Genomic DNA, 19,672 nt, shown 5'->3' on the forward strand with positions numbered 1-19,672 from the left:
ATGTTGTCCCTTTGATACAATAATGAAATTTTATTCTGCGAAAATCTCGCTTTCCCTATCCCTCTCAAGTTTCTTTTTGATGTAATATTTCCACAAATAGAATTTGGCACCTGAAATGACCCCAAGTTGTTTCGCTTTGAAAAGTTTTTCATAAAGCCCCTTGAATTACAAAGTGATTTCTCCCTGAAAAAAATCTGATCCTCAAAAACCAATCCCAAACCCGGATAAAACTAAAAAACCAGATTCTTAAAGCTGGCTATTCCAGAGAGGAAGGGACTGCTTGCTTATACTCACTCCTCTGCATTAATCCCCTCTCGAATCTTCCTTCGGTCGATTCCAAACCCGGATTGTTGGATGATAAAATAAAAAAGCCAGCTCGTTTTGAACTGGCTTTTTGCAGAGAGGAAGGGATTCGAACCCTCGATACCCTTTAGGGGTATACACACTTTCCAGGCGTGCTCCTTCAACCACTCGGACACCTCTCTGTGTTGATTTTTGATCCGTCTTATCGAATCGGAGTGCAAAGAAAAAAATTATTCATTCCCTTTCCAAATTTATCTGGAAAATAGAAAAGAAATCTGTCAGGAGGTCATTTCACCTGCTATGGAAGTCGTCAGCTTTCTCCGAATTTCTGCATCCGATTTCTCCTGCCCCAACAAAAACATCAGTTTGGTCACAGCAGCTTCGGTAGTTATATCCGCACCGCTCACTACCCCCACTTTCAACAATTCCCTAGAAGTCTCATATCTTCCCTGAATCACCCGTCCCCCATTGCATTGGGACACATTTAATATAATGAGTCCTTTTTTGATTGCTCTTTCCAAGGATCGCATAAACCACGCTTCACTTGGACTGTTTCCGGAACCATAGGTTTCCAGTACTACTCCTCTTAGATCGGGAATATCAAAACAGGCATCCATCACTTTTTCAGTAATCCCCGGAAAAAGCTTTAATATCATCACACGGTTATCCAGATCATTGAGGTTCTTCAGTTTCCTATGAGATTCAAAGGGTCTGATCGCAGCAGTATTATAGTCAATCACGATCCCCGATTCAGCCAATGCTGGATAATTTTCAGACTCAAAGGCATCAAAGTGTACACTCTGGACTTTTTTGGCCCGATTCCCTCTCAGCAGCATATGATTGAAAAAAATACAGACTTCCGGAACAATGGGTTTGTCGTCAATTTTGGCAGCCGCAATTTCCAAAGAAGTCATGAGGTTTTCCCGTGCATCGGAGCGCATGGCCGAGATAGGCAACTGTGCCCCTGTAAAAATCACAGGCTTGTTTAAGCCCTGCAACATGTAACTCAACATGGAAGCAGAATAAGCCATTGTGTCTGTTCCGTGAAGAACCACAAAGCCGTCGTAACTGTCATAGTTCTCGTAGATGATATAGGCCATATCCCTCCAGTGACTCATCGTAACATTGGAGGAATCAATGGGCTCAGGAAACGAAATCACCGTTATGGCAATATCCATATTCGAAAGAATCGGAATCTTCTCCAGAATTTGCCCAAAATTAAACGGCACCAAAGCCCCAGACTCATCATAAGCCATACCCAAGGTACCCCCGGTATAAATTATCAAAACCGAAGAAGTCCTGTTGGATTTGATGCGTGTATTGAGCCTAACTATTTTATAATTCATATTCTAAAATCCCTGAATAAATTCAATGCATTAGCCTTGGTCCGTTCCGCTACTTCTTCCTTGCTTACCTGTAAATAATCTCCCACCTTTTCTGCAATGACTGGCAAGTAGGCTGGGGTATTTCTTTTCCCTCTGAAAGGGACCGGTGCCAAATACGGTGCATCTGTTTCCAATACCAAATGATCCAAACTCAAATGAGGGATCACCTGATCCAGCCCTCCATTTTTATAGGTTGCTACGCCACCGATTCCCAGGAGAAACCCCATTTCAACAATCTGCATTGCTTGAGTGAGATTCCCTGTAAAACAATGGAATATCCCCCTCAGCTTACCATCGTGCTCCTCCCGGATGATTTCAATGGTTTCGTCCATAGATTCCCTACAATGTAACACAATTGGCAAATCAAATTCCTTTGCCCAGCCAATTTGGGTTCTAAGCGCCTGTTTTTGTTGTTCAAAAAAAGATTTGTCCCAATACAAATCCAGTCCGATCTCCCCTACTGCAGCAAAGGGCCGCTGATCCAGCCACTTTTTCATGACTGCCAGCTGGCTTTCAAAATCCTCCTTGACATCACAAGGATGCAGGCCCATCATCGGAATGCACAAATCCGGATACTTTTTTTCGCAATCCAACATGGCTTCTATGGTTTCCACATCCACATTGGGCATATAAATTCTCTCCACACCTGCCTGGCGAATCTCTTCTATGACTTGGTCTCGGTCAGAATCAAACTTGGTAGAATAAATATGTGCGTGTGTATCAATCAGATTCATGGGTACTTTCTTGATTTCCATTCAGTTTTGGAAGGCCAAAAGTAATAAAGAATTGTCAGGAGCGTGACGGGCAGAAAGTAAAAATCAAAGAGAAGGGACGGGAAGAATCCAATTGACTCTTCTGCTTTCTTTGCAAACACCTTAAAAAACAGTGCTTGTAAGGCCATTTTTAGAGCAGCTATCAAAAGGACGGGGAACCCAAATGTTCCAATCAATACTGCCAATGCAGGAAAATATAAAAACTGCAGTCCAAGGATCAACTTCCAATACCAAGGCAAGGTCATCACTCCCCCCATCCATCTTTTCCTCTGATTCAGCAATTTGAGCAGACTCCTTTCCGCTTTTGTTTTGACCAAAACCTCTCCACAAACCTGATGCACCACCTGAAATCCTGCCTTTCGAACAGATTTGCTGATCTCCAGATCCTCTGTCAGGCTAAAATCAATCCCTGAAAAACCCCCGGATTTCCGGTAAGCCTCTTGAGACATCCCCATGTTATTCCCCAGACCTGTGGTAGAAAGCCCCAAATCAGTGGCAAGTTTGACAAAACCCAGCGTGTTCCACCAATCCATCGCCTGAAATACAGAAAACCAGTTCCTTCCCCCAACTTGAGTCACTCCCAATACCATTCCAACAGGTTGTTTAAAACAACTGACCATCACTCTTGCCCATTCCTTCGGTAGGCGACAGTCCGCATCTGTAAACAAATAAATTTCCCCTTCGGCTTTTCGTTCCAGGATGGACAAGGCATTTGCCTTCGGATTTTGACTCATTGAAAAGGCTTCCTCTGGACCAATATTGATCCAGTCTGCAGAATCCCTTTTGATGCACCACTCCTCCAGAATCTCCGCCGTATTGTCTTCGCTTTGATCATCGGCAAAAAGAAACTGGATTTTTTCTTTGGGATAATCCAACTCTTCAAGGGATTTCAATAAGGCTGGAAGATCCCTCGATTCATTTCTTGCAGCTACCAAAAGGGAAATCTTTGGCAATTCGGTTTCGTGTTCTTGGCTATGATCTTTCCAAAAAAAACTGAACCTAAAAAGTATAAACCCGAACTGGAAAACCAATAAAAAGACCACTATGCAACTGAGCAGGATCATCACAGCACTTCCGTTTTCCAGCCTTTATCAGATACGAAATCCAAATATCCAGGGAGAAATTTCGGTAAGATTTCCCGGGTCTTTTCCTGATCATGAAAAACCACAATCGAACCGGGGGCGGAAAACCTACTGGTCTTTTCAAAAATCTTTTCTGCAGAAAGATCAAGGTCGTAATCCCCGGACAACACATCCCACATGATAATTTCGTGAGAGGTCAAAATAGATTTTGCTTGCGCTTTTTTAAGTAAACCGTAAGGTGGCCGAAAAAGAGGCGTCGAAACTCCGAGTTCATTCAACAAAATCTCATCACACTTTCTCACATTTTCCAAATACTCTTCAACTGGGGTTTTCCAGCCATTGAGATGGTTAAAGGTATGGTTGCCTATTTTGTGACCTGCTGCCAAGATTTCTCTTCCCAACTTTGGGTGTTTCTTCACATTGTCCCCCACCACAAAAAATGTAGCTTTTTGCCCCCGCTTTTCCAGTTCATTCAACACATAGTCCGTCACTCCCGGAACTGGGCCATCGTCAAAAGTCAGAAAAACGCCTTCCTCCACAGAGTCCATCCTCCATTTTCTTTTTGGAAAGAAAAAGGGAACAAAAGCCGGTATCCTATGCCAAACCACACTTATTGAAATCTAAGACTAAATAAGGTCAAATCATCCCTCAATGGAACATTGCCTGAAAAACTCTTGAGTTCTTCCATAAATTCCTGATGGAAATCCTCCGGGTCCATGCAGAGATGCTGATCTACAAATTCCCTAAGCCGATCTTCACCGAATTCAACTTCATTTTCATCAAGCGTCTCGGTAAGTCCGTCTGTATATAAGTGGATGGTAAAGGATGACAAGTTTTTTCGCTCCCCTATTTCCAAAAACGGTAATTTTTCAAATGCCCCCAGGATAGTGGTCCCCGCATTTAGTGGCTCACTTCTATTTTCCTTTTCCCAGCAGAGAAGCGCCGGATTATGTCCAGCATTCACAAAGGTGAGTGTTCTGGTCCTAAAATCAAACTTACCCAAGAAAAAGGTAATAAAGCGCTCCCCTTTTGTGTTTTCAAACAAGGTATAGTTGAGCTGATTCACTACAGTTTCCATATCCGCATCACTCCGCAGCAAGGTCCTCAGAGCTGCTTGGAAATTGGACATCAATAATGCAGCAGCTATCCCTTTGCCGGAAACGTCCGCCACGCAGAAATACACCTCCTCTTCAGATCTCCGTATCAAGTCGTAATAATCCCCTCCCACCATACTGTGAGGGAAATAGGTAACCTTGGCCTTTAGCTCCCGGGAATCAGGTAAAGTGGCTGGGAATAACATCTGCTGCACTTGGGAAGCAATGGCTATTTCCCGGTTAAGCACTTCCTGCTGAAGCTGTCTTCTTGCAAAACGTTTGTTTTCCAGGGCCACTACCAGAATATTGCTCAGAGCCTGAGTGAAATCCAAATCCAATTCCTGGCCCATGTCCTTTCTCCTTAAAAAAAGAATGGCCAGCATTTTATCTTTATGATATACGGGCAGATAGGTCTCCAATTCATCAAATGAAAAGTCATCCTCCAACTCCAACCTAAGTTGCCCGCTGGAGCGTTCATCTTTTACATCCTCCCGAGGAATCAGGTCGGGAACTTTTCCCTTGACCCCATGGGCAATTTTCTTTTGGAAGCTCCCGTCCTGTTGCACATAAAGCAAAAGTGACTTGATGTTCAAATGCACCAAGCAGGTGAATTTGAAAATATTTGCCAATACCGTCTCGGACTGGTTTTCATTTATGGCTTGAGTGATCTCCAATAAGGCCTTGAGTTCAAGCCCCTTTCGTTGATATTTATGGTTGTCGCTGGTCAAAACTACAGTGTATTATGAGTCATTAGGCCCTTCTTGGTAGCCAAATACAACAAATCCTTCCCTTCTTTTCGGACATCGACCTGATCAAACCGTTCTTCATCAGGACCGGAAAGACACTTGATATACCCCTTCTTATATAAGGAGTCCAAAGTCTTTAATATCAGTTCATCTTCCCACCCGGTTACATCCCGAAGGTAGCTGTAAGGCTGAACAAAATACAATTCATCAAGGAGGTCAAATTCTTCGTTGCTCATAGCTGTCATTCAAAAGCTAAATTAACACTTCTCTAGTTGCTTCGCCCTTTCCATGAAAATTTTCCAAAAACTGTCCCCAAAGAAACCATCAGCACATAGATGGGATGGAAAAAACCAGTAACCATGAAATCCAAAGTAGGAGTTTTCTGGCCCAGGCTCTTTAAAACTTTCCCCAAGGCCAGCTTTTCCGAAAAAATCTTCATGGACCAAATCCAAGCCAGAAAAACCAAAGTGGCTTTATTAAAGGCAAAAATGTAAATACTTTCCAGCCAAACCAGTTGGACAAAAACCATAAAAAGTGCAGTAGCGGCATGAATAAAAGACCGGTGGGACCTCCATTTCCCAGCCCATCGAATGCGCTGATTGAGAAGCTCCTTCAATCCTACCTGTGCCCGGGTAAAAACCAGGCTTTGTCGATAGGATAAATAAATGGAACTCCCTTTACCATAAACAGAATGGATTTTTTTTAACAAAAACTCATCATCCCCAGAAAGGATATGAGAATTGCCCTGATACCCTTTTACACGCTCAAAAGCGGACTTTCTGTAAGCCATATTGGCCGCGCTGCACATAAGTGGTTTTTGGATAGAAAAGAAATACTGCGTAAGAAGCAAAATACTACTCCATTCTATCTGCTGAAACCTTGAAAAAAAACCTGGTTTCTTTACCTCACTGATGACAGGACCAGCCACAAGTTGGATCTGTTGGTCTTTGAAGGGTTCGAGCATTCTTTCCACCCAATTGGGAGGAAACCTACAATCCGCATCAGTACAAAGGATGATTTCACCACTTGCTATTTTCACCCCAAACTCCAAAGCAGCCTTTTTCCCAAACCCGGGACTTTTGAGCACCCTCACCCGGGAATCTAATCGGGAATATTCCTCAAAAAGAGTAAAAGATTCATCTTCACTCTGATCATCTATCAGTATAATTTCTAATTCAGGATTGTGAAGTTTTTTAAGCTCATGGATCAGGTCGGCGGCGATGGTAGCCTCATTCCGAAAGGGAATCAAAAGAGATACTTTTCGCGTATTTTTATTCCCAAATCCGGTTTGAACTTGTTCAATAGACCATTTTTTAGCGAGAAGGACCAACACAACTAAGTAGGAAACGCACCAAACAAGGTAAAAACTGACCATCTTTTCAATAACTTGCGGCTGTGAGTAAAGAACCTAAAAAAGAAGCAAAGGAAAAAATCATTCTGGGAATTGACCCTGGCACCAATGTGATGGGCTATGGCTTGATCCTAACCGAAGGAAAAAAATACAAACTACTCCAATACGGGGTCATCCATCTTCAAAAATACGGGTCTCACGAGTTGAAATTGAAAAAGATTTTTGAAAGAATCAGCGGACTGATCGATGAATTCCTTCCTGACACGGTAGCCTTGGAAGCCCCTTTTTACGGAGCCAATGTTCAGTCCATGTTAAAATTGGGCAGAGCACAGGGAGTAGCGATGGCCGCAGCATTATCCAGAGACATTCCCATTACGGAATATTCCCCAAAAAAAGTAAAACAGTCGGTAACCGGTAATGGAAATGCCTCAAAGGAGCAAGTAGCGGCAATGCTTCAGACTCTCTTTAATCTAACCGAAATCCCCAAAATGCTGGATGCCACTGACGCCCTAGCGGTAGCACTTTGTCATCATTTCCACGAGGGAAGGGTTCAGACCCGAGGAAGAAATGCAGGCTGGAAATCATTTATTGAGGAGAATCCCGACCGGATAAAAAAATAAAGGCCTGATTCAAAATCAGGCCTTTATCTCAGAAGTCAAATCCTGCTGAAATTTTCAATACTCTGTTCTTCACATCTGTATCAAAATAATTGAGACTGGTCACACCAAAATCATAGCTGACTTGAAAGTTCACTCCGGCAGGTAATTTCATCCCGACACCTATTACGCCAGCAAGCTCATACCCTTTTACCGGATCGGTACTAGTTTGATTATTCCCATCCTCCTTATAATTTCTTCCCGCCAATAGTCCCGCCTGTGGTCCTGCAAACACATTCAAGAGCGGAACGACCTCATAGCGTACCAATACCGGTATATCTATATAGCTTAGGCTTTCCGAAATAAGATTATTCGTATTTGGATTGATAGTTTCGTAACCTTTTTGGGAAAATTGAATCCCCGGTTCCAGTGTCAACAAGTCGGTTTCGAGCTGATAATATCCCCCAACATGAAACCCGATAGTAGCATCAAAATCAGTAACTGCAAAATTGGCCGATGACAAACCGGCCCTCAATCCAAACTGTGCCTGAGCGCTTCCGATCACCCCTAGTACAAAGAATAAAATTAAAACCTTTCTCATATATACATATTGTTTTAAATTCCCATTAAATCTAGTAGAAGCAATTCGATAAAGATCAATTTAAGCGAGTTTTTTAAATCACCCATGGAAGAACTACAAGGCCTTTTTGAAAACCTTTCCCCTATCAGCGAGGAGGCTCAAGAGGAATTTGCCAGTTATTTGGAAAAACTGGAGGTTGACAAAGGGACCAAGCTGGAGCAAGAAGGTCTCGTAAGCAATCACCTTTATTATATAGTGAAAGGTTCTGCCCGTTGCTTCTACATTCGTGACAACAGGGACATTACCGTTTCTTTTTCCTTGGAGAGAGAATTTATGACAGCTATGCATTCCTTTATCACAAGAAGGCCATCATACGAAACCATTGAAACCCTTGAAAAGTCCGTTTTACTTCGAATTTCGCACGAAAACCTAGAACACTGTTTTGCCGAATTTCCAGAACTGGAAAGATCCTACCGAAAAATCCTCGAGAAATATTACATTGCTCTGGAGGAACAACTGATCTTTTCCAAATTCAAATCTGCTCGGGATCGGTATTTGGATCTGATGGAAAGCAAACCCAAAATCATTCAAAAAGCCTCCGTAGGACAAATCGCCTCTTATTTGGACATGACAATTGAGACTTTGAGTAGAGTCCGGAGCAAAATCTAAATCCTTAACCGATCACTTTTTTATCTACATAGTTGGAATTGAGAATCCCCAAAGCGCCCATGTATTTCAGTTCAAAGGTCAATTGATCGCCTACCTTATAGCCTTTTATGTTTTCTCCCAAATTCAGGATCAACATATCTGAAGATGCACCGATTATTTCAAGATTTTCATCTATTGAAATGAGATACTTGGGATCGACGTCCAACAATCCTATATCTAATATTGCCCTATAGGAAGTCTGCCCATACAAAGACTCATCGATTTCCTTTACTTCTCCCTGTGGATTTGCTGCGAGGTTTCCAACGGGAACCAATGGTTTTTCCTGCATTTCTATAATCTCGGCATGCAATTCGAATACATCTCCGTGCATTCCCTCTATTACTTTTTCCTCAAACAAATCCACCCCAAAAAACAAGGTCTCTCCCACCCTAAAATGGTTGATCCCCTTTGGCAACTGATGGGTCAGCATCAAAGGAATAGTCACTGAGGTACCTGCAGATACCCATGGGATTTTCTTATTGAATTTGAGTTCGATGATCTGTTTGTAAAGGGAAAGCTGAATGAGCTTGTCAGTGGAAGGCATGACTCCGTTGAGACAGTTCAAGTTGGTTCCCAGTCCAATCACCTCGATATTCGGCAAATCAAAAATCCGGGAATAAAAATCCACTAATTGTTCCCCCATCACTCCTTCCCGAAGGTCTCCAGTCTCCACCATGATGATGATTTTATGCATTTTTCCCTGCAAAACAGCTTCTTCGCTGATCCAGTGGATGGTTTTGAGTTCACTGTTTAGACTCACATCCGCAAACTCCACCATTTTCCCCACATTTCTTTTGGAAACAGGTTTGATATAAACTGTTTGTACATCAGGATTCAGCTTTTTAACCATTGCCAAATTACTGATTCTGCTGTCGTGGATTTCTTTTACCCCGAGGTTGATCAATTCCTGAAGAAAGAGGCGATTCCCGCAGAGCAACTTGGAAACTACACCCCAAGCCACAGCATTCTCCTCAAATCTCTTTTTCAGGAATTCAAAATTTTCTTTGAGTTTGGTCTTATTCAGTGTCAGGTACGCCATCTTACTTAGTAAGTCTCATTTCCAGGTATTTATTTGTGAAGCCAAGTCGTTCATACAGTTTTTTGGCCGGATTGTCAGGCTCGACATGAAGTGCGATTCCACCATTTGCCATTTTGATGGCCATATCCATGATTTTTCCTCCTATCCCCTTTCCTCTCTGGGAAGCATCTACGGCAATATAGACTAGGATATTTTCAGGAATGTATCCAGACATTCCTGTCTTGTTCATGACCAAAGCACCTACAATTTCTCCCTTCTCACGTGCCAAAACCACAAAGCCACCCGCATGTAACCCTTGGTCAAGAGCGTAATCCAGGCATTTCATGATGTCTTCCTTTGGATCACCATATTTCCCCAAATGCTCAAAAAGGAATTCCGCGATCTCATTTTTTTGAAGGAAAGTGGCATTATCAATTGCTGAAAGTGTTTCGAGTTTTATCATATCTATATAAAATTGAATTTGGGTGAAAGGTTCAAGAAAATTTGGATACAGTAGAAAAAGTGAGCAGGGAAGCAGTCAATCCAAACAGGTTGGGATCCAGTCCAAAAGGCAATCCAACATTCAGGAAAGTCAATCCTGCTGTCAATGCACCCCCGGCAACCATAGAACTAATAGCCGCCTTTGGTTTATTTTTTCCAAAAAACAGCCCCGCTACCAAAGGGACCAACAGGCCGGAAACCATAAAGGCGTAGGAATACAACATCAGACTCAACACTTCTGTCATTTGCCAGGCAATCAAAATCGCCAATATTCCGATCAAGAAGGTCAGAAGTTGAGATATTCTGATTTCAACTTTATGAGATTTGTTTTTGAAATACTTGCCCAAAAGATCCGTACTCAGATTTCCTGATGCAGCCATCAGACAGGAATCTGCTGTGGAAAGAACGGCTGAGAAATAAGCAGACATCATCAAACCCAAAATTCCCGCAGGAAGAACCTGGCTCAACAAAACGGGCAGTCCCATTTCTGGATCCATTCCGGCGGTAAAGTTGTCTAGCACACCCTGCTCAACCGCCACTCTGGACAAAAGACCTAAGGAAACTCCCATCAAGGCCATGACGGGCCACTCAAAAAGACCTGCAATGAACCAGGCCTTTTTGGCTGTTTTCAAATCCCGGGAGGCAAAGATTCTCTGATACAAAGTCATTCCTACAAACCAAATCGGAATAATGGTGATGCCCCAATTGAACACATCTTGCCAATGAAGCGAGCTAAAAGAGAAAAACCGATCGGGTAGTGAAGACCTGATTCCATCCCATCCTCCTACAAACTGATACGCAATGGGAAGACCGATAAACATGAGCCCCAGCATCAGAATAATCCACTGTATGGTATCCGTGTATATTACCGCTTTCAAACCTCCCATCACTGTATACACTACTGCAATGGCCCCCATGATCAAAAGGGCGGTCTGAAGTTCCAATCCTTCAAATGTACCTGAAGCGAGCTTGGCCCCTGCCAATAACTGAGAAGAGGTAAATCCCAAATAGCCCAAAAAGCAAATGATAGCAGAAACTTGGGCTGTTTTGGAATTGTATAGGTAGCCCATGACCTGAGGAAAGGTAAAAAAACGAGAAAATGCAGGATCAGATTTTACACGTGGAATTAAAAGAACCGAGGCTAACCAAGCTCCCAAAAGACCTGTAAAGAGCATCCATGAACCGGAAATCCCCATTGCAAAACCCAACCCTCCGAGTCCGATGGAAAAGCCTCCTCCTACGTCTGTTGCGACTACAGAAAGCCCAATATGCCAACTACCAATACTCCTGCCCCCAACATAGTAATCCTCCTTTCCAGTATTTTTTTTCATGAAAAAAAAGCCGACACCTAACATGGCTACCATGTAAACTAGAAAGATCACCAGATCTATGAAATGCATTATGTAATTGAATTTGTATCAAATCTTCTTAAAATATAATTTTTTAAAGTTAGTAAAAAAGGCCAAAATTTGAAATTTTATTGGGTTTTTCTAGAAAATTTAGTATTTCAGTGCAATTTTTAATTTGAATAGTATAAAATAAAAAAAGCCGGATCTCTCCGGCTTTTCTAAAACTATCTCCTGTGATTAAAGATTATCGCTGCTGACTACTGCTGAGAAAAACTCTCGGTTCATTCTCGCAATATTGGTCAGCGAAATTCCCTTTGGACATTCTGCAGCACAAGCACCGGTATTGGTACAAGCCCCAAAACCTTCCGCATCCATCTGGGCAATCATCTTCTCGGCACGCTCTTTTCTTTCCACTTGTCCCTGAGGCAACATGGCCAATTGGGAAATTTTAGCAGAGGTGAAAAGCATAGCCGAAGCATTTTTACAAGCTGCTACACATGCCCCACAACCAATACAGGTAGCGGCATCAAATGCTTCGTCTGCGATTTTTTTCGGAATAGGAATCTCGTTTGCATCCGGAACACCGCCTGTATTCACAGATACATAACCACCCGCTTGGATGATTCTGTCAAATGCAGAGCGATCTACAACCAAATCTTTCAAAACAGGAAAAGATTTGGCTCTCCATGGTTCGATGGTAATGGTATCACCGTCACTGAAGGATCTCATATGCAACTGACAGGTAGTGGTCTGCTGAGGGCCATGTGGCTTTCCATTGATGTAAAGCGAACACATTCCGCAGATACCTTCCCGGCAATCATGATCAAAATGAACCGGATCTTCTCCTTTTTCAGTCAATTCCTCATTGAGCACGTCCATCATTTCAAGGAAAGACATGTCTTTGGATATTCCATCTATTGGGTAGGAAACAAATCCGCCTTTTTCAGCACTGTTCTTTTGTCTCCAGATTTTTAAGGTCAATTTCATATAGCTATGAATTTTTGTCTTGATTATTTGTAAGAACGCTGAGTCAACTTCACATTTTCAAACACGAGCGGTTCCTTGTTCAACTCTTCTTCCTGTCCCTCACCCATGTACTTCCATGCCGCAACGTAAGCAAAGTTTTCATCATCACGAAGGGCCTCACCCTCAGGTGTCTGATATTCCTCTCTGAAGTGACCTCCACAGGATTCATTTCTGTTGAGCGCGTCATCGATCATCAATTCTCCTAATTCCAGGAAGTCGGCTACTCTATGTGCTTTTTCCAGAGACTGGTTGAGCTCTTCATTTTCACCGAGGACTTTCACATCCTTCCAGAATTCGGCTCTCAAAGACTTGATTTCAGCTTTTGCCTTAGTCAGGCCTTCTGCTGTTCTAGCCATACCGCATTCATTCCACATGATCTTTCCAAGCTTCTTGTGGAAATAATCTACAGACTTTGAACCTTTGATATTTAGGAGTTTTTGGATTCTCTCTTTTACTTCAGTTTTCACTTTCTCAAACTCAGGATGGCTTTCATCCACCTTCTTAGGAGGGGTTTGGGCTAAGTAGTCACCTAGGGTATAAGGAATCACAAAATATCCATCTGCCAATCCCTGCATCAAAGCGGAAGCTCCTAGACGGTTAGCTCCGTGATCTGAGAAATTCGCCTCTCCCAGAGCATACAGCCCAGGAACAGTTGTCATCAAGTTATAATCCACCCAAAGACCACCCATAGTGTAGTGAACAGCCGGATAGATCATCATTGGAACCTGATATGGGTTCTCACCAGTGATCTGCTGATACATATCAAAGAGGTTACCATACTTGGCACGGATTACGTCTTCCCCATCCCGCTTGATTGCATCACGGAAATCCAGATAAACCGCTTCTCCGGTTTCATTTACCCCTCGTCCTTCATCACAAACATATTTGGCATTTCTGGAAGCCACGTCTCGTGGAACCAGGTTACCAAAGCTTGGATATTTTCTTTCCAGATAATAATCTCGTTCATTTTCCGGAATATCATTGGCTTTGATCTGACCTTTTCTGAGTTTCTCCGCCATTTCTACGGTTGCCGGAACCCAAACTCTACCGTCATTTCTCAAAGATTCTGACATCAGGGTCAATTTGGACTGATGATCTCCAGAAACCGGGATACAGGTTGGGTGAATCTGCGTATAGCAAGGGTTTGCAAAATAAGCACCGCGCTTATGTGCTCTCCAAGCAGCTGTCACATTGGATCCCATCGCATTGGTTGAGAGGAAGAACACGTTACCATATCCACCTGTACAAAGCAACACTGCATGAGCTGCATGAGTCTCAACTGCTCCGGTGATCAAATTTCGGGTTACGATACCTCGCGCATGACCATCGATTAGGACCACGTCCATCATTTCAGTACGTGGGTAAAGTTTCACTTTACCATTTGCTACCTGACGGCTCAATGCAGAGTAAGCTCCCAAAAGCAATTGCTGACCTGTCTGGCCCCTTGCATAAAAGGTTCTGGAAACCTGAGCTCCACCAAAGGATCGGTTGGCCAACAAACCTCCATATTCACGGGCAAAAGGTACACCCTGGGCTACACATTGGTCGATAATATTTACGGATACCTCAGCTAGTCTATATACATTGGCTTCACGCGCACGGTAATCGCCACCTTTTACTGTGTCATAAAACAGTCTGAAAATGGAGTCACCGTCGTTTTGATAATTTTTTGCAGCATTGATCCCGCCCTGGGCAGCGATTGAGTGCGCTCTTCGAGGACTATCCTGAAAGCAAAAAGCTTTGACATTGTAACCCAACTCTGCAAGAGAGGCGGCTGCAGAAGCACCCGCCAAACCGGTTCCCACTACAATTACGTCGTATTTTCTCTTATTTGCCGGATTGACCAGTTTACTGTTAAACTTATGCTTAGTCCATTTTTCTGCCAATGGACCAGCAGGTATTTTAGAATCTAGTATCATACGGGACTATAATTAGCTAGTGAAATAGATATAAAGTGGCATGCTGGCGAAAAGTGCAGGCACGACCACACAGTAGAATTTTCCGACTGCTTCAATTGCCGGAGTGTATTTTTTATGATTTAGGCCCAAAGTCTGGAATGCACTCGAAAAGCCATGGGAAAGGTGGAAGCCCAAAAATACCATAGCAATAACATAGAGCACCACCATCCAAGTTTGCTGGAAGGCAACATTCACCACACTGTAAAGGTCTTTGTATTCCTCTCCTGCATAGTTGACAATGGGAATCCCTCCCCAATGCATCTGGAACCAAAAGCTGTACATATGTCCAGCCAAAAACACCAAAATAACAGTTCCCAAAATCCCCATGTTTCTAGAGGACCAAGCGGAATTGGTTGATGCCTTTGACTCAGCATATCCTACTGGCCTAGCTGATTTGTTTAGTTTGGTAAGGGCAATGGAGTAAATCACATGGCCAATTACCGAAATGTAAGTCAGGTAAGATAAAAGCTTGACGGCAGGATTGGTCGTCATGAATTTAGCATACATGTTGAACGCTTCCCCTCCATCTCCTTTAAACAATAATAAATTACCCGAAACATGTCCTGTTAAAAACAGGATCAGGAAGATACCAGTAAGTGCCATGACCAACTTCCTTCCGAGGGTGCTACTTAAGGTTTTTGTAACCCAGCTCATACAATTTTTAAGATTAGTTTAGATCGAAAGTCTTTAAAATAACTGTTGCCAAATTTACGTTTGGAACTGCTAGCAAACAATCCATTCAAAAGGCCTTTCTTTATTTTAAATGGTTCTAAATAAAATCGCTATTTAAAGCCCATTTTGGGTTTTAAAAGCGGGAATTCAACAAGCTGTTTATTTTTATTGTTTGATTTTACAGAGAATTTCTACTTACTTCCATTTATTTCGTATAGGTAGAACGAAAGAATCAAACGCACCTGATCAACTTTTCCCTTCAGGATGTGTTTCAACTAAACTAGAACAACAGTGATCGATATGAAGCTGAAACTTTCTCTTTTATTTTTTTGCACCTATTTGTGTCTAGGTATTGTCTCTGCCTGGGCCACGCACATCCGGGCTGGCGAAATCATTGCCGAAAGGATTTCTGTACAGACCTTAACCTACAGAGTGACAGTGGTCGGCTACACCGATACCCGCTCCAACGTTATTTTTGGTCCGGGGACCATCAATTTCGGAGATGGAAGAGAAGAGGTTCTGAACACAGAAAGTGACTTTTCTTTGGTAGAAAGCCTGGGGAACCAAATAGAAAAAAATACTTTCGTCATCACCCATACCTTCCAAGGGCCAGGAACCTACACCATCCGCTTTCAGGAATTCAACCGAAATGACCTGACCTTGAATATGGACAATTCGGTGGATACCCCATTTTATGTGGAAACTTCCATCACCATTGACCCATTCATAGGAGTAAATAACTCTCCTGTCCTTACGATTCCGCCAGTGGACAATGGCGCAGTTAATGTTCGCTACATCCACAACCCGGGAGCCTATGACCCAGACGGGGACAGCCTAGCCTACGAAATGGATATTCCCAAGCAGGCATTCCAGCGTCCGGTAAACAACTACAGGAGCCCAGCCAATTCAGAGTTCAGTTTTAACCAAGAAGACGGATCTACTCCGGCATTTTTGGACCTTGATCCGATTTTCGGAGATTTGATCTGGGATGCTCCGGGTACTGCCGGGCAGTTTAATGTAGCCTTCCGAATCAAAGAATATAGAAAGCTGGGTGGGGAATGGGTGCAAATCGGCTATGTGGTCCGCGATATGCAGATCATTATCGAAAACTCCAACAACAACAGACCAGAACTGATTTTACCACCGGACCTCTGTGTAGAAGCGGGAACTTTAATCGAGGAAATCATTCAAGGACAAGACCCTGACGGGGATCCGATCAAAATCGAGGTGTTTGGAGAACCAATTGAAATCACCACCTCCCCGGCCACATATTCCCCGGAAAACCAATTCCAACCTTCTCCGGGAATCGTTGATTTCAACTGGCAAACTGTCTGTAATCACGTCAGAGCGCGGGAATATGAAGTGAGAATCCGAATCACGGATCAGCCCTCTTCAGGACCGGCTTTGGTCGATATCAAAACCTGGAGAATCAAAGTAATAGGACCCCCTCCTGTTTGGTCTGACTTGGAGCAACAGTCTGGCCGAACCGTAGAACTCAATTGGGACCCGTATGTATGTGCTAATTCTGCCAGTGAAATGCAGGTATGGAGACGGATCAATTCTGACCCTTATGAGCCTGACAGCTGTGAAACCGGTATTCGTGCAGGATATGAATTGATCGGCACTACTGACATGAGCACTTTCAGTTTCACAGACCTTAACAGTGGAGAAGGACTCGCCCCTGGAAACACCTATTGCTACCGTTTGGTGGCAGCTTACCCAGAACCTAGATCTGGAGAAAGTATAGTCTCCGACGAAATCTGTATTACTATTGATGTAGATGTTCCAATCATTACCAATGTGAGTGTGGAAAACACAGATGCAAACGATGGAGAGATTTTTGTCAAATGGACTCCTCCCTACGACATAGATTTAACGCAGTTCCCTGGACCATTCACGTATGAATTACTGAGAAGCACAGGATTTACCGGAAATCAGAACCGGGTTTCCCTAGGAGTCACTTCGGATACCCTGTTTACTGATACCGGGCTCAACACAGAAAACCTGGTTTACAACTACAGGGTCGTTCTCCTTGATAACGGTACAAGAATTGACACCTCTTCCTCTGCCTCCTCTGTATGGTTGGAGCCCACTATTATCAATGAAGCCATTGAGCTGAATTGGGAATTCACTGTGCCTTGGAACAACTCCATTGGAGAATACAAACACGAAGTCTACCGAAACAGAACAGACGCCAATGCATCAGATGCAACAACCTTTGAGCTGATTGCTGAGGTGGATGTGACCCAAAACGGTTTCAGTTTCTTGGATGACGGAAGTTTCAACGGTATTCCACTGGAAAAAGAATTGGAATACTGCTACTATGTCATCACTAAAGGGGCTTACAATGTCGAAGGATTAGAATATCCTCTTGAAAACAAATCCCAGATTATCTGCGCAAAACCGGATGACAACAGACTCCCCTGTCCTCCTGTTCTCTCCTTTGATGGCCCAGCTTGTTCTGAATACCTTGCTGAATTGCCTTGCAATACCAACACGTTCTATCATGATTTGAGCTGGACACCGGATTTCAGCGGAGATTGTGATGACGAACTTTCCGCCTACAGGCTTTATTTCACTTCCGAAGGAGAGGAGGGCCAATTTGAATTAGTTGCAGAAATTTCGGCTCTTGAACTCCAAACCCGAATCAGTGGCCTGACCAATTACAGAGGCTGTTATTACATTACCGCTGTCGACAGAAGCGGCAATGAAAGCGAACCAAGCAATATAGTCTGCGTGGACAATTGTCCTTATTTTGAACTGCCAAATGCCTTTACCCCTAACGGAGACGGACTCAATGACACCTTTATGGCATTTGACAATCCTTTCTCTCAGTGTCCTAGATTTGTTCAGGGAGTTGAAATCCTGATTGTCAACCGATGGGGTGCTGAAGTATTTTCCTACAATAGTTTGGAATCCAGCGAAAACGACATTTTCATCCGTTGGGATGGAAGGGATCAAAATGGAAATGAATTACCCGCCGGCACCTACTTCTATTCTGGAAAGGTTTACTTTGATGTACTGGACCCTGGCCAGAAAGAACAGACTCTCAAAGGAACCATTCAAATTCTTCGATGAGCCAATCCATCATTTTCTTTGATGGAGTTTGCAACCTCTGCAATGCTTCCGTAGACTTTATAATCCGAAGGGATAAAAAAAATCAATTTCTATTGGGAGCATTGCAGGATCCTTTGAGTAAAAAGGTATTGGGAAAATATCAGGTCAGGGAAGATTATCTGGATTCCTTGGTTTTGCTGGAAGCAGGTAAAGTTTATTTTAAAAGTACTGCAGCCTTAAAAATCGCCAGAAAGCTTTCCGGGATTTGGCCTGTGTTATACCCACTGATTTTTTTACCCCAAAACTTTCGAGACGCGGTCTATGACTGGATTGGTAAAAACAGATACAGGTGGTTTGGCAAAAAGAATAGCTGCCGAATCCCCAGTCCAGAAGAGCAATTCAAGTTTTTATCAGCCGAAAATATTCCTTTTTAAAAGGTTTGAATAATCATCCAATAAACCGGCATCCCCAATGTGATATTGAAAGGGAAGGTAATAGCCAGTGCCATGGGAATATAGAGTCCTTCATCGGCTTCGGGGTTGGCTAGTTTCATGGCGGCAGGCACTGCGATGTAGGAGGCACTAGCAGCCAATATTGAAAAAATAAACCTATCCCCTGCTGCTGGAGCAATCCAGTAACTCAAAATAGCAACCACACAACCATTGACAAGTGGAACCAGTATTGCAAATAAGGTGGAGAAATATCCATACCTGAAAAATGCCTTCAACTTCCTGCCACTGTTTATCCCCATATCCAGGAGGAAGACAGCAAGAAAGCCCTTGAAAATATCAGTAACGAAGGGCTTGATCCCTTCAGCTTGTTTTTCGTCAGCAATAAGGCCGATAACCAAACTTCCTAGAATCAACAATACCGAACCATTGGTAAAGGCATGCTTGACAATTCCTCCCAATCCTCGACTCGATTTCTTATCGGAATATTTCTGAAGCAAAATCACCCCCGAGATAATCGCAGGTGCCTCCATCAGTGCCATCACTGCCACCATGTGCCCTCCAAAACTCGTGCCTTGGACATCCAAAAAAGCAGCAGCAGCCACAAAGGTAACTGCACTAATTGATCCATATGCTGCTGAAATTGCCGAAGCATTGGCTGTGCCAAGCTTGCTTCTTAAAATGTAGAAAGTATAAAAAGGAACACTTGCAGAGAGAAAGACACCGAAAAGCAATGCCCAGATTATGGATATATCAAATTCGCTGTGAGAAAGTTCCTGTCCTCCTTTAAACCCAATTGAAAGCATTAAATACAAAGCGATGAATTTGGCGCTTGTCGAAGGAATCTCTAAATCACTTTTGAGTTTTACTGCTACAATTCCTAAAACAAAGAACAGCAAACTGGGATTCGTGAGGTTGTTGATCAGTATCTGAAAATCCATGCTGCAAATTTTCATCGTGAAATCCGAAAAAAAAACAAAAACATAATTTTTATTTATTTTTTTCTATTATTACATAAATTTTT

Annotated in this window: 19 protein-coding genes and 1 tRNA gene; 4 read left to right on the forward strand and 16 right to left on the reverse strand. The window is 43.0% G+C overall.

Features of this window, described 5'->3' with window-relative positions; genetic code table 11:
* Positions 1–397 precede the first annotated feature (397 nt).
* The 8 genes from P2G54_RS06700 to P2G54_RS06735 form a co-directional block, all read right to left on the reverse strand.
* Positions 398–485, reverse strand: a tRNA-Ser gene (locus tag P2G54_RS06700).
* A 96-nt stretch (positions 486–581) separates the two neighbouring features.
* Complete coding sequence (locus tag P2G54_RS06705) at positions 582–1,649, reverse strand: asparaginase (RefSeq protein WP_275869447.1); 1,068 nt, start codon at positions 1,647–1,649, stop codon at positions 582–584.
* Positions 1,646–2,443 carry a TatD family hydrolase gene (locus tag P2G54_RS06710; protein ID WP_275869448.1) on the reverse strand — a complete coding sequence of 266 codons (798 nt, stop codon included), beginning with the start codon at positions 2,441–2,443 and terminating at the stop codon, positions 1,646–1,648. Before P2G54_RS06710 ends, P2G54_RS06705 begins: the two co-directional genes overlap by 4 nt.
* Complete coding sequence (locus P2G54_RS06715) at positions 2,419–3,414, reverse strand: glycosyltransferase family 2 protein (RefSeq protein WP_275869460.1); 996 nt, start codon at positions 3,412–3,414, stop codon at positions 2,419–2,421. Before P2G54_RS06715 ends, P2G54_RS06710 begins: the two co-directional genes overlap by 25 nt.
* A gap of 110 nt (positions 3,415–3,524) precedes the next feature.
* Positions 3,525–4,091, reverse strand: coding sequence for a polysaccharide deacetylase family protein (locus P2G54_RS06720; RefSeq protein ID WP_275869462.1), 567 nt, complete (start codon positions 4,089–4,091; stop codon positions 3,525–3,527).
* A gap of 62 nt (positions 4,092–4,153) precedes the next feature.
* Positions 4,154–5,365, reverse strand: coding sequence for a PP2C family protein-serine/threonine phosphatase (locus P2G54_RS06725; protein WP_275869464.1), 1,212 nt, complete (start codon positions 5,363–5,365; stop codon positions 4,154–4,156).
* Positions 5,366–5,367: 2 nt separating this feature from the next.
* On the reverse strand, positions 5,368–5,619 hold the full coding sequence (locus tag P2G54_RS06730; protein ID WP_275869466.1) for a hypothetical protein: 252 nt from the start codon (positions 5,617–5,619) through the stop codon (positions 5,368–5,370).
* 32 nt (positions 5,620–5,651) lie between these two features.
* Positions 5,652–6,758 carry a glycosyltransferase gene (locus P2G54_RS06735; protein WP_275869468.1) on the reverse strand — a complete coding sequence of 369 codons (1,107 nt, stop codon included), beginning with the start codon at positions 6,756–6,758 and terminating at the stop codon, positions 5,652–5,654.
* Between the two features lie 20 nt (positions 6,759–6,778).
* Between P2G54_RS06735 and ruvC the strand changes: the two genes are divergently transcribed.
* Entirely contained in the window at positions 6,779–7,354 is a 576-nt protein-coding gene (gene ruvC / locus P2G54_RS06740; RefSeq protein ID WP_275869471.1) for a crossover junction endodeoxyribonuclease RuvC, read from the forward strand.
* 28 nt (positions 7,355–7,382) lie between these two features.
* On the opposite strand, the gene P2G54_RS06745 is transcribed toward ruvC, so the two are convergent.
* Positions 7,383–7,931: a porin family protein gene (locus P2G54_RS06745; RefSeq protein WP_275869473.1), complete on the reverse strand. Its 549-nt coding sequence runs from the start codon at positions 7,929–7,931 to the stop codon at positions 7,383–7,385.
* Positions 7,932–8,015: 84 nt separating this feature from the next.
* Between P2G54_RS06745 and P2G54_RS06750 the strand changes: the two genes are divergently transcribed.
* Positions 8,016–8,579 (forward strand): Crp/Fnr family transcriptional regulator, encoded by a 564-nt coding sequence (locus P2G54_RS06750; RefSeq protein WP_275869475.1) that lies wholly within the window; start codon positions 8,016–8,018, stop codon positions 8,577–8,579.
* A 4-nt stretch (positions 8,580–8,583) separates the two neighbouring features.
* Here P2G54_RS06750 and P2G54_RS06755 read toward each other — a convergent pair whose 3' ends face one another.
* The 6 genes from P2G54_RS06755 to P2G54_RS06780 all read right to left on the reverse strand — a co-directional run bounded on the left by P2G54_RS06755 (position 8,584) and on the right by P2G54_RS06780 (position 15,124).
* Positions 8,584–9,657 carry an alanine/ornithine racemase family PLP-dependent enzyme gene (locus tag P2G54_RS06755; RefSeq protein WP_275869477.1) on the reverse strand — a complete coding sequence of 358 codons (1,074 nt, stop codon included), beginning with the start codon at positions 9,655–9,657 and terminating at the stop codon, positions 8,584–8,586.
* Between the two features lies 1 nt (position 9,658).
* Positions 9,659–10,099: a GNAT family N-acetyltransferase gene (locus P2G54_RS06760; protein WP_275869479.1), complete on the reverse strand. Its 441-nt coding sequence runs from the start codon at positions 10,097–10,099 to the stop codon at positions 9,659–9,661.
* A 31-nt stretch (positions 10,100–10,130) separates the two neighbouring features.
* Positions 10,131–11,537 (reverse strand): sodium:solute symporter family protein, encoded by a 1,407-nt coding sequence (locus tag P2G54_RS06765; protein WP_275869481.1) that lies wholly within the window; start codon positions 11,535–11,537, stop codon positions 10,131–10,133.
* Positions 11,538–11,723: 186 nt separating this feature from the next.
* A complete protein-coding gene (locus P2G54_RS06770) occupies positions 11,724–12,473 on the reverse strand; it encodes a succinate dehydrogenase/fumarate reductase iron-sulfur subunit (RefSeq protein ID WP_275869483.1) in 750 nt (249 codons plus the stop codon).
* Between the two features lie 23 nt (positions 12,474–12,496).
* On the reverse strand, positions 12,497–14,431 hold the full coding sequence (locus P2G54_RS06775) for a fumarate reductase/succinate dehydrogenase flavoprotein subunit (protein ID WP_275869485.1): 1,935 nt from the start codon (positions 14,429–14,431) through the stop codon (positions 12,497–12,499).
* Positions 14,432–14,443: 12 nt separating this feature from the next.
* Positions 14,444–15,124 (reverse strand): succinate dehydrogenase cytochrome b subunit, encoded by a 681-nt coding sequence (locus P2G54_RS06780; RefSeq protein ID WP_275869486.1) that lies wholly within the window; start codon positions 15,122–15,124, stop codon positions 14,444–14,446.
* Positions 15,125–15,442: 318 nt separating this feature from the next.
* Here P2G54_RS06780 and P2G54_RS06785 point away from each other — a divergent pair, with 318 nt between their 5' ends.
* Both P2G54_RS06785 and P2G54_RS06790 read left to right on the forward strand, forming a co-directional pair.
* A complete protein-coding gene (locus P2G54_RS06785) occupies positions 15,443–18,220 on the forward strand; it encodes a gliding motility-associated C-terminal domain-containing protein (RefSeq protein WP_275869488.1) in 2,778 nt (925 codons plus the stop codon).
* Complete coding sequence (locus tag P2G54_RS06790) at positions 18,217–18,633, forward strand: DUF393 domain-containing protein (protein ID WP_275869490.1); 417 nt, start codon at positions 18,217–18,219, stop codon at positions 18,631–18,633. The genes P2G54_RS06785 and P2G54_RS06790 overlap by 4 nt, the downstream gene beginning before the upstream one ends.
* Here P2G54_RS06790 and P2G54_RS06795 read toward each other — a convergent pair.
* Positions 18,630–19,589, reverse strand: a complete 960-nt coding sequence (locus tag P2G54_RS06795; RefSeq protein ID WP_275869492.1) for a sodium-dependent bicarbonate transport family permease — start codon at positions 19,587–19,589, stop codon at positions 18,630–18,632. The genes P2G54_RS06790 and P2G54_RS06795 overlap by 4 nt on opposite strands.
* Positions 19,590–19,672: the final 83 nt, after the last annotated feature.

Source organism: Algoriphagus sp. CAU 1675 (assembly GCF_029222925.1).
Taxonomy (GTDB): domain Bacteria; phylum Bacteroidota; class Bacteroidia; order Cytophagales; family Cyclobacteriaceae; genus Algoriphagus.

Excerpts from the sequence above, each read along its gene's own strand:
- P2G54_RS06705 (WP_275869447.1), bottom strand. The coding sequence starts at position 1,649 with ATGAATTATAAAATAGTTAGGCTCAATACACGCATCAAATCCAACAGG.
- P2G54_RS06710 (WP_275869448.1), bottom strand. The coding sequence starts at position 2,443 with ATGGAAATCAAGAAAGTACCCATGAATCTGATTGATACACACGCACAT.
- P2G54_RS06720 (WP_275869462.1), bottom strand. The coding sequence starts at position 4,091 with ATGGACTCTGTGGAGGAAGGCGTTTTTCTGACTTTTGACGATGGCCCA.
- P2G54_RS06730 (WP_275869466.1), bottom strand. The coding sequence starts at position 5,619 with ATGAGCAACGAAGAATTTGACCTCCTTGATGAATTGTATTTTGTTCAG.
- P2G54_RS06735 (WP_275869468.1), bottom strand. The coding sequence starts at position 6,758 with ATGGTCAGTTTTTACCTTGTTTGGTGCGTTTCCTACTTAGTTGTGTTG.
- P2G54_RS06745 (WP_275869473.1), bottom strand. The coding sequence starts at position 7,931 with ATGAGAAAGGTTTTAATTTTATTCTTTGTACTAGGGGTGATCGGAAGC.
- P2G54_RS06750 (WP_275869475.1), top strand. The coding sequence starts at position 8,016 with ATGGAAGAACTACAAGGCCTTTTTGAAAACCTTTCCCCTATCAGCGAG.
- P2G54_RS06755 (WP_275869477.1), bottom strand. The coding sequence starts at position 9,657 with ATGGCGTACCTGACACTGAATAAGACCAAACTCAAAGAAAATTTTGAA.
- P2G54_RS06760 (WP_275869479.1), bottom strand. The coding sequence starts at position 10,099 with ATGATAAAACTCGAAACACTTTCAGCAATTGATAATGCCACTTTCCTT.
- P2G54_RS06765 (WP_275869481.1), bottom strand. The coding sequence starts at position 11,537 with ATGCATTTCATAGATCTGGTGATCTTTCTAGTTTACATGGTAGCCATG.
- P2G54_RS06770 (WP_275869483.1), bottom strand. The coding sequence starts at position 12,473 with ATGAAATTGACCTTAAAAATCTGGAGACAAAAGAACAGTGCTGAAAAA.
- P2G54_RS06775 (WP_275869485.1), bottom strand. The coding sequence starts at position 14,431 with ATGATACTAGATTCTAAAATACCTGCTGGTCCATTGGCAGAAAAATGG.
- P2G54_RS06780 (WP_275869486.1), bottom strand. The coding sequence starts at position 15,124 with ATGAGCTGGGTTACAAAAACCTTAAGTAGCACCCTCGGAAGGAAGTTG.
- P2G54_RS06785 (WP_275869488.1), top strand. The coding sequence starts at position 15,443 with ATGAAGCTGAAACTTTCTCTTTTATTTTTTTGCACCTATTTGTGTCTA.
- P2G54_RS06790 (WP_275869490.1), top strand. The coding sequence starts at position 18,217 with ATGAGCCAATCCATCATTTTCTTTGATGGAGTTTGCAACCTCTGCAAT.
- P2G54_RS06795 (WP_275869492.1), bottom strand. The coding sequence starts at position 19,589 with ATGGATTTTCAGATACTGATCAACAACCTCACGAATCCCAGTTTGCTG.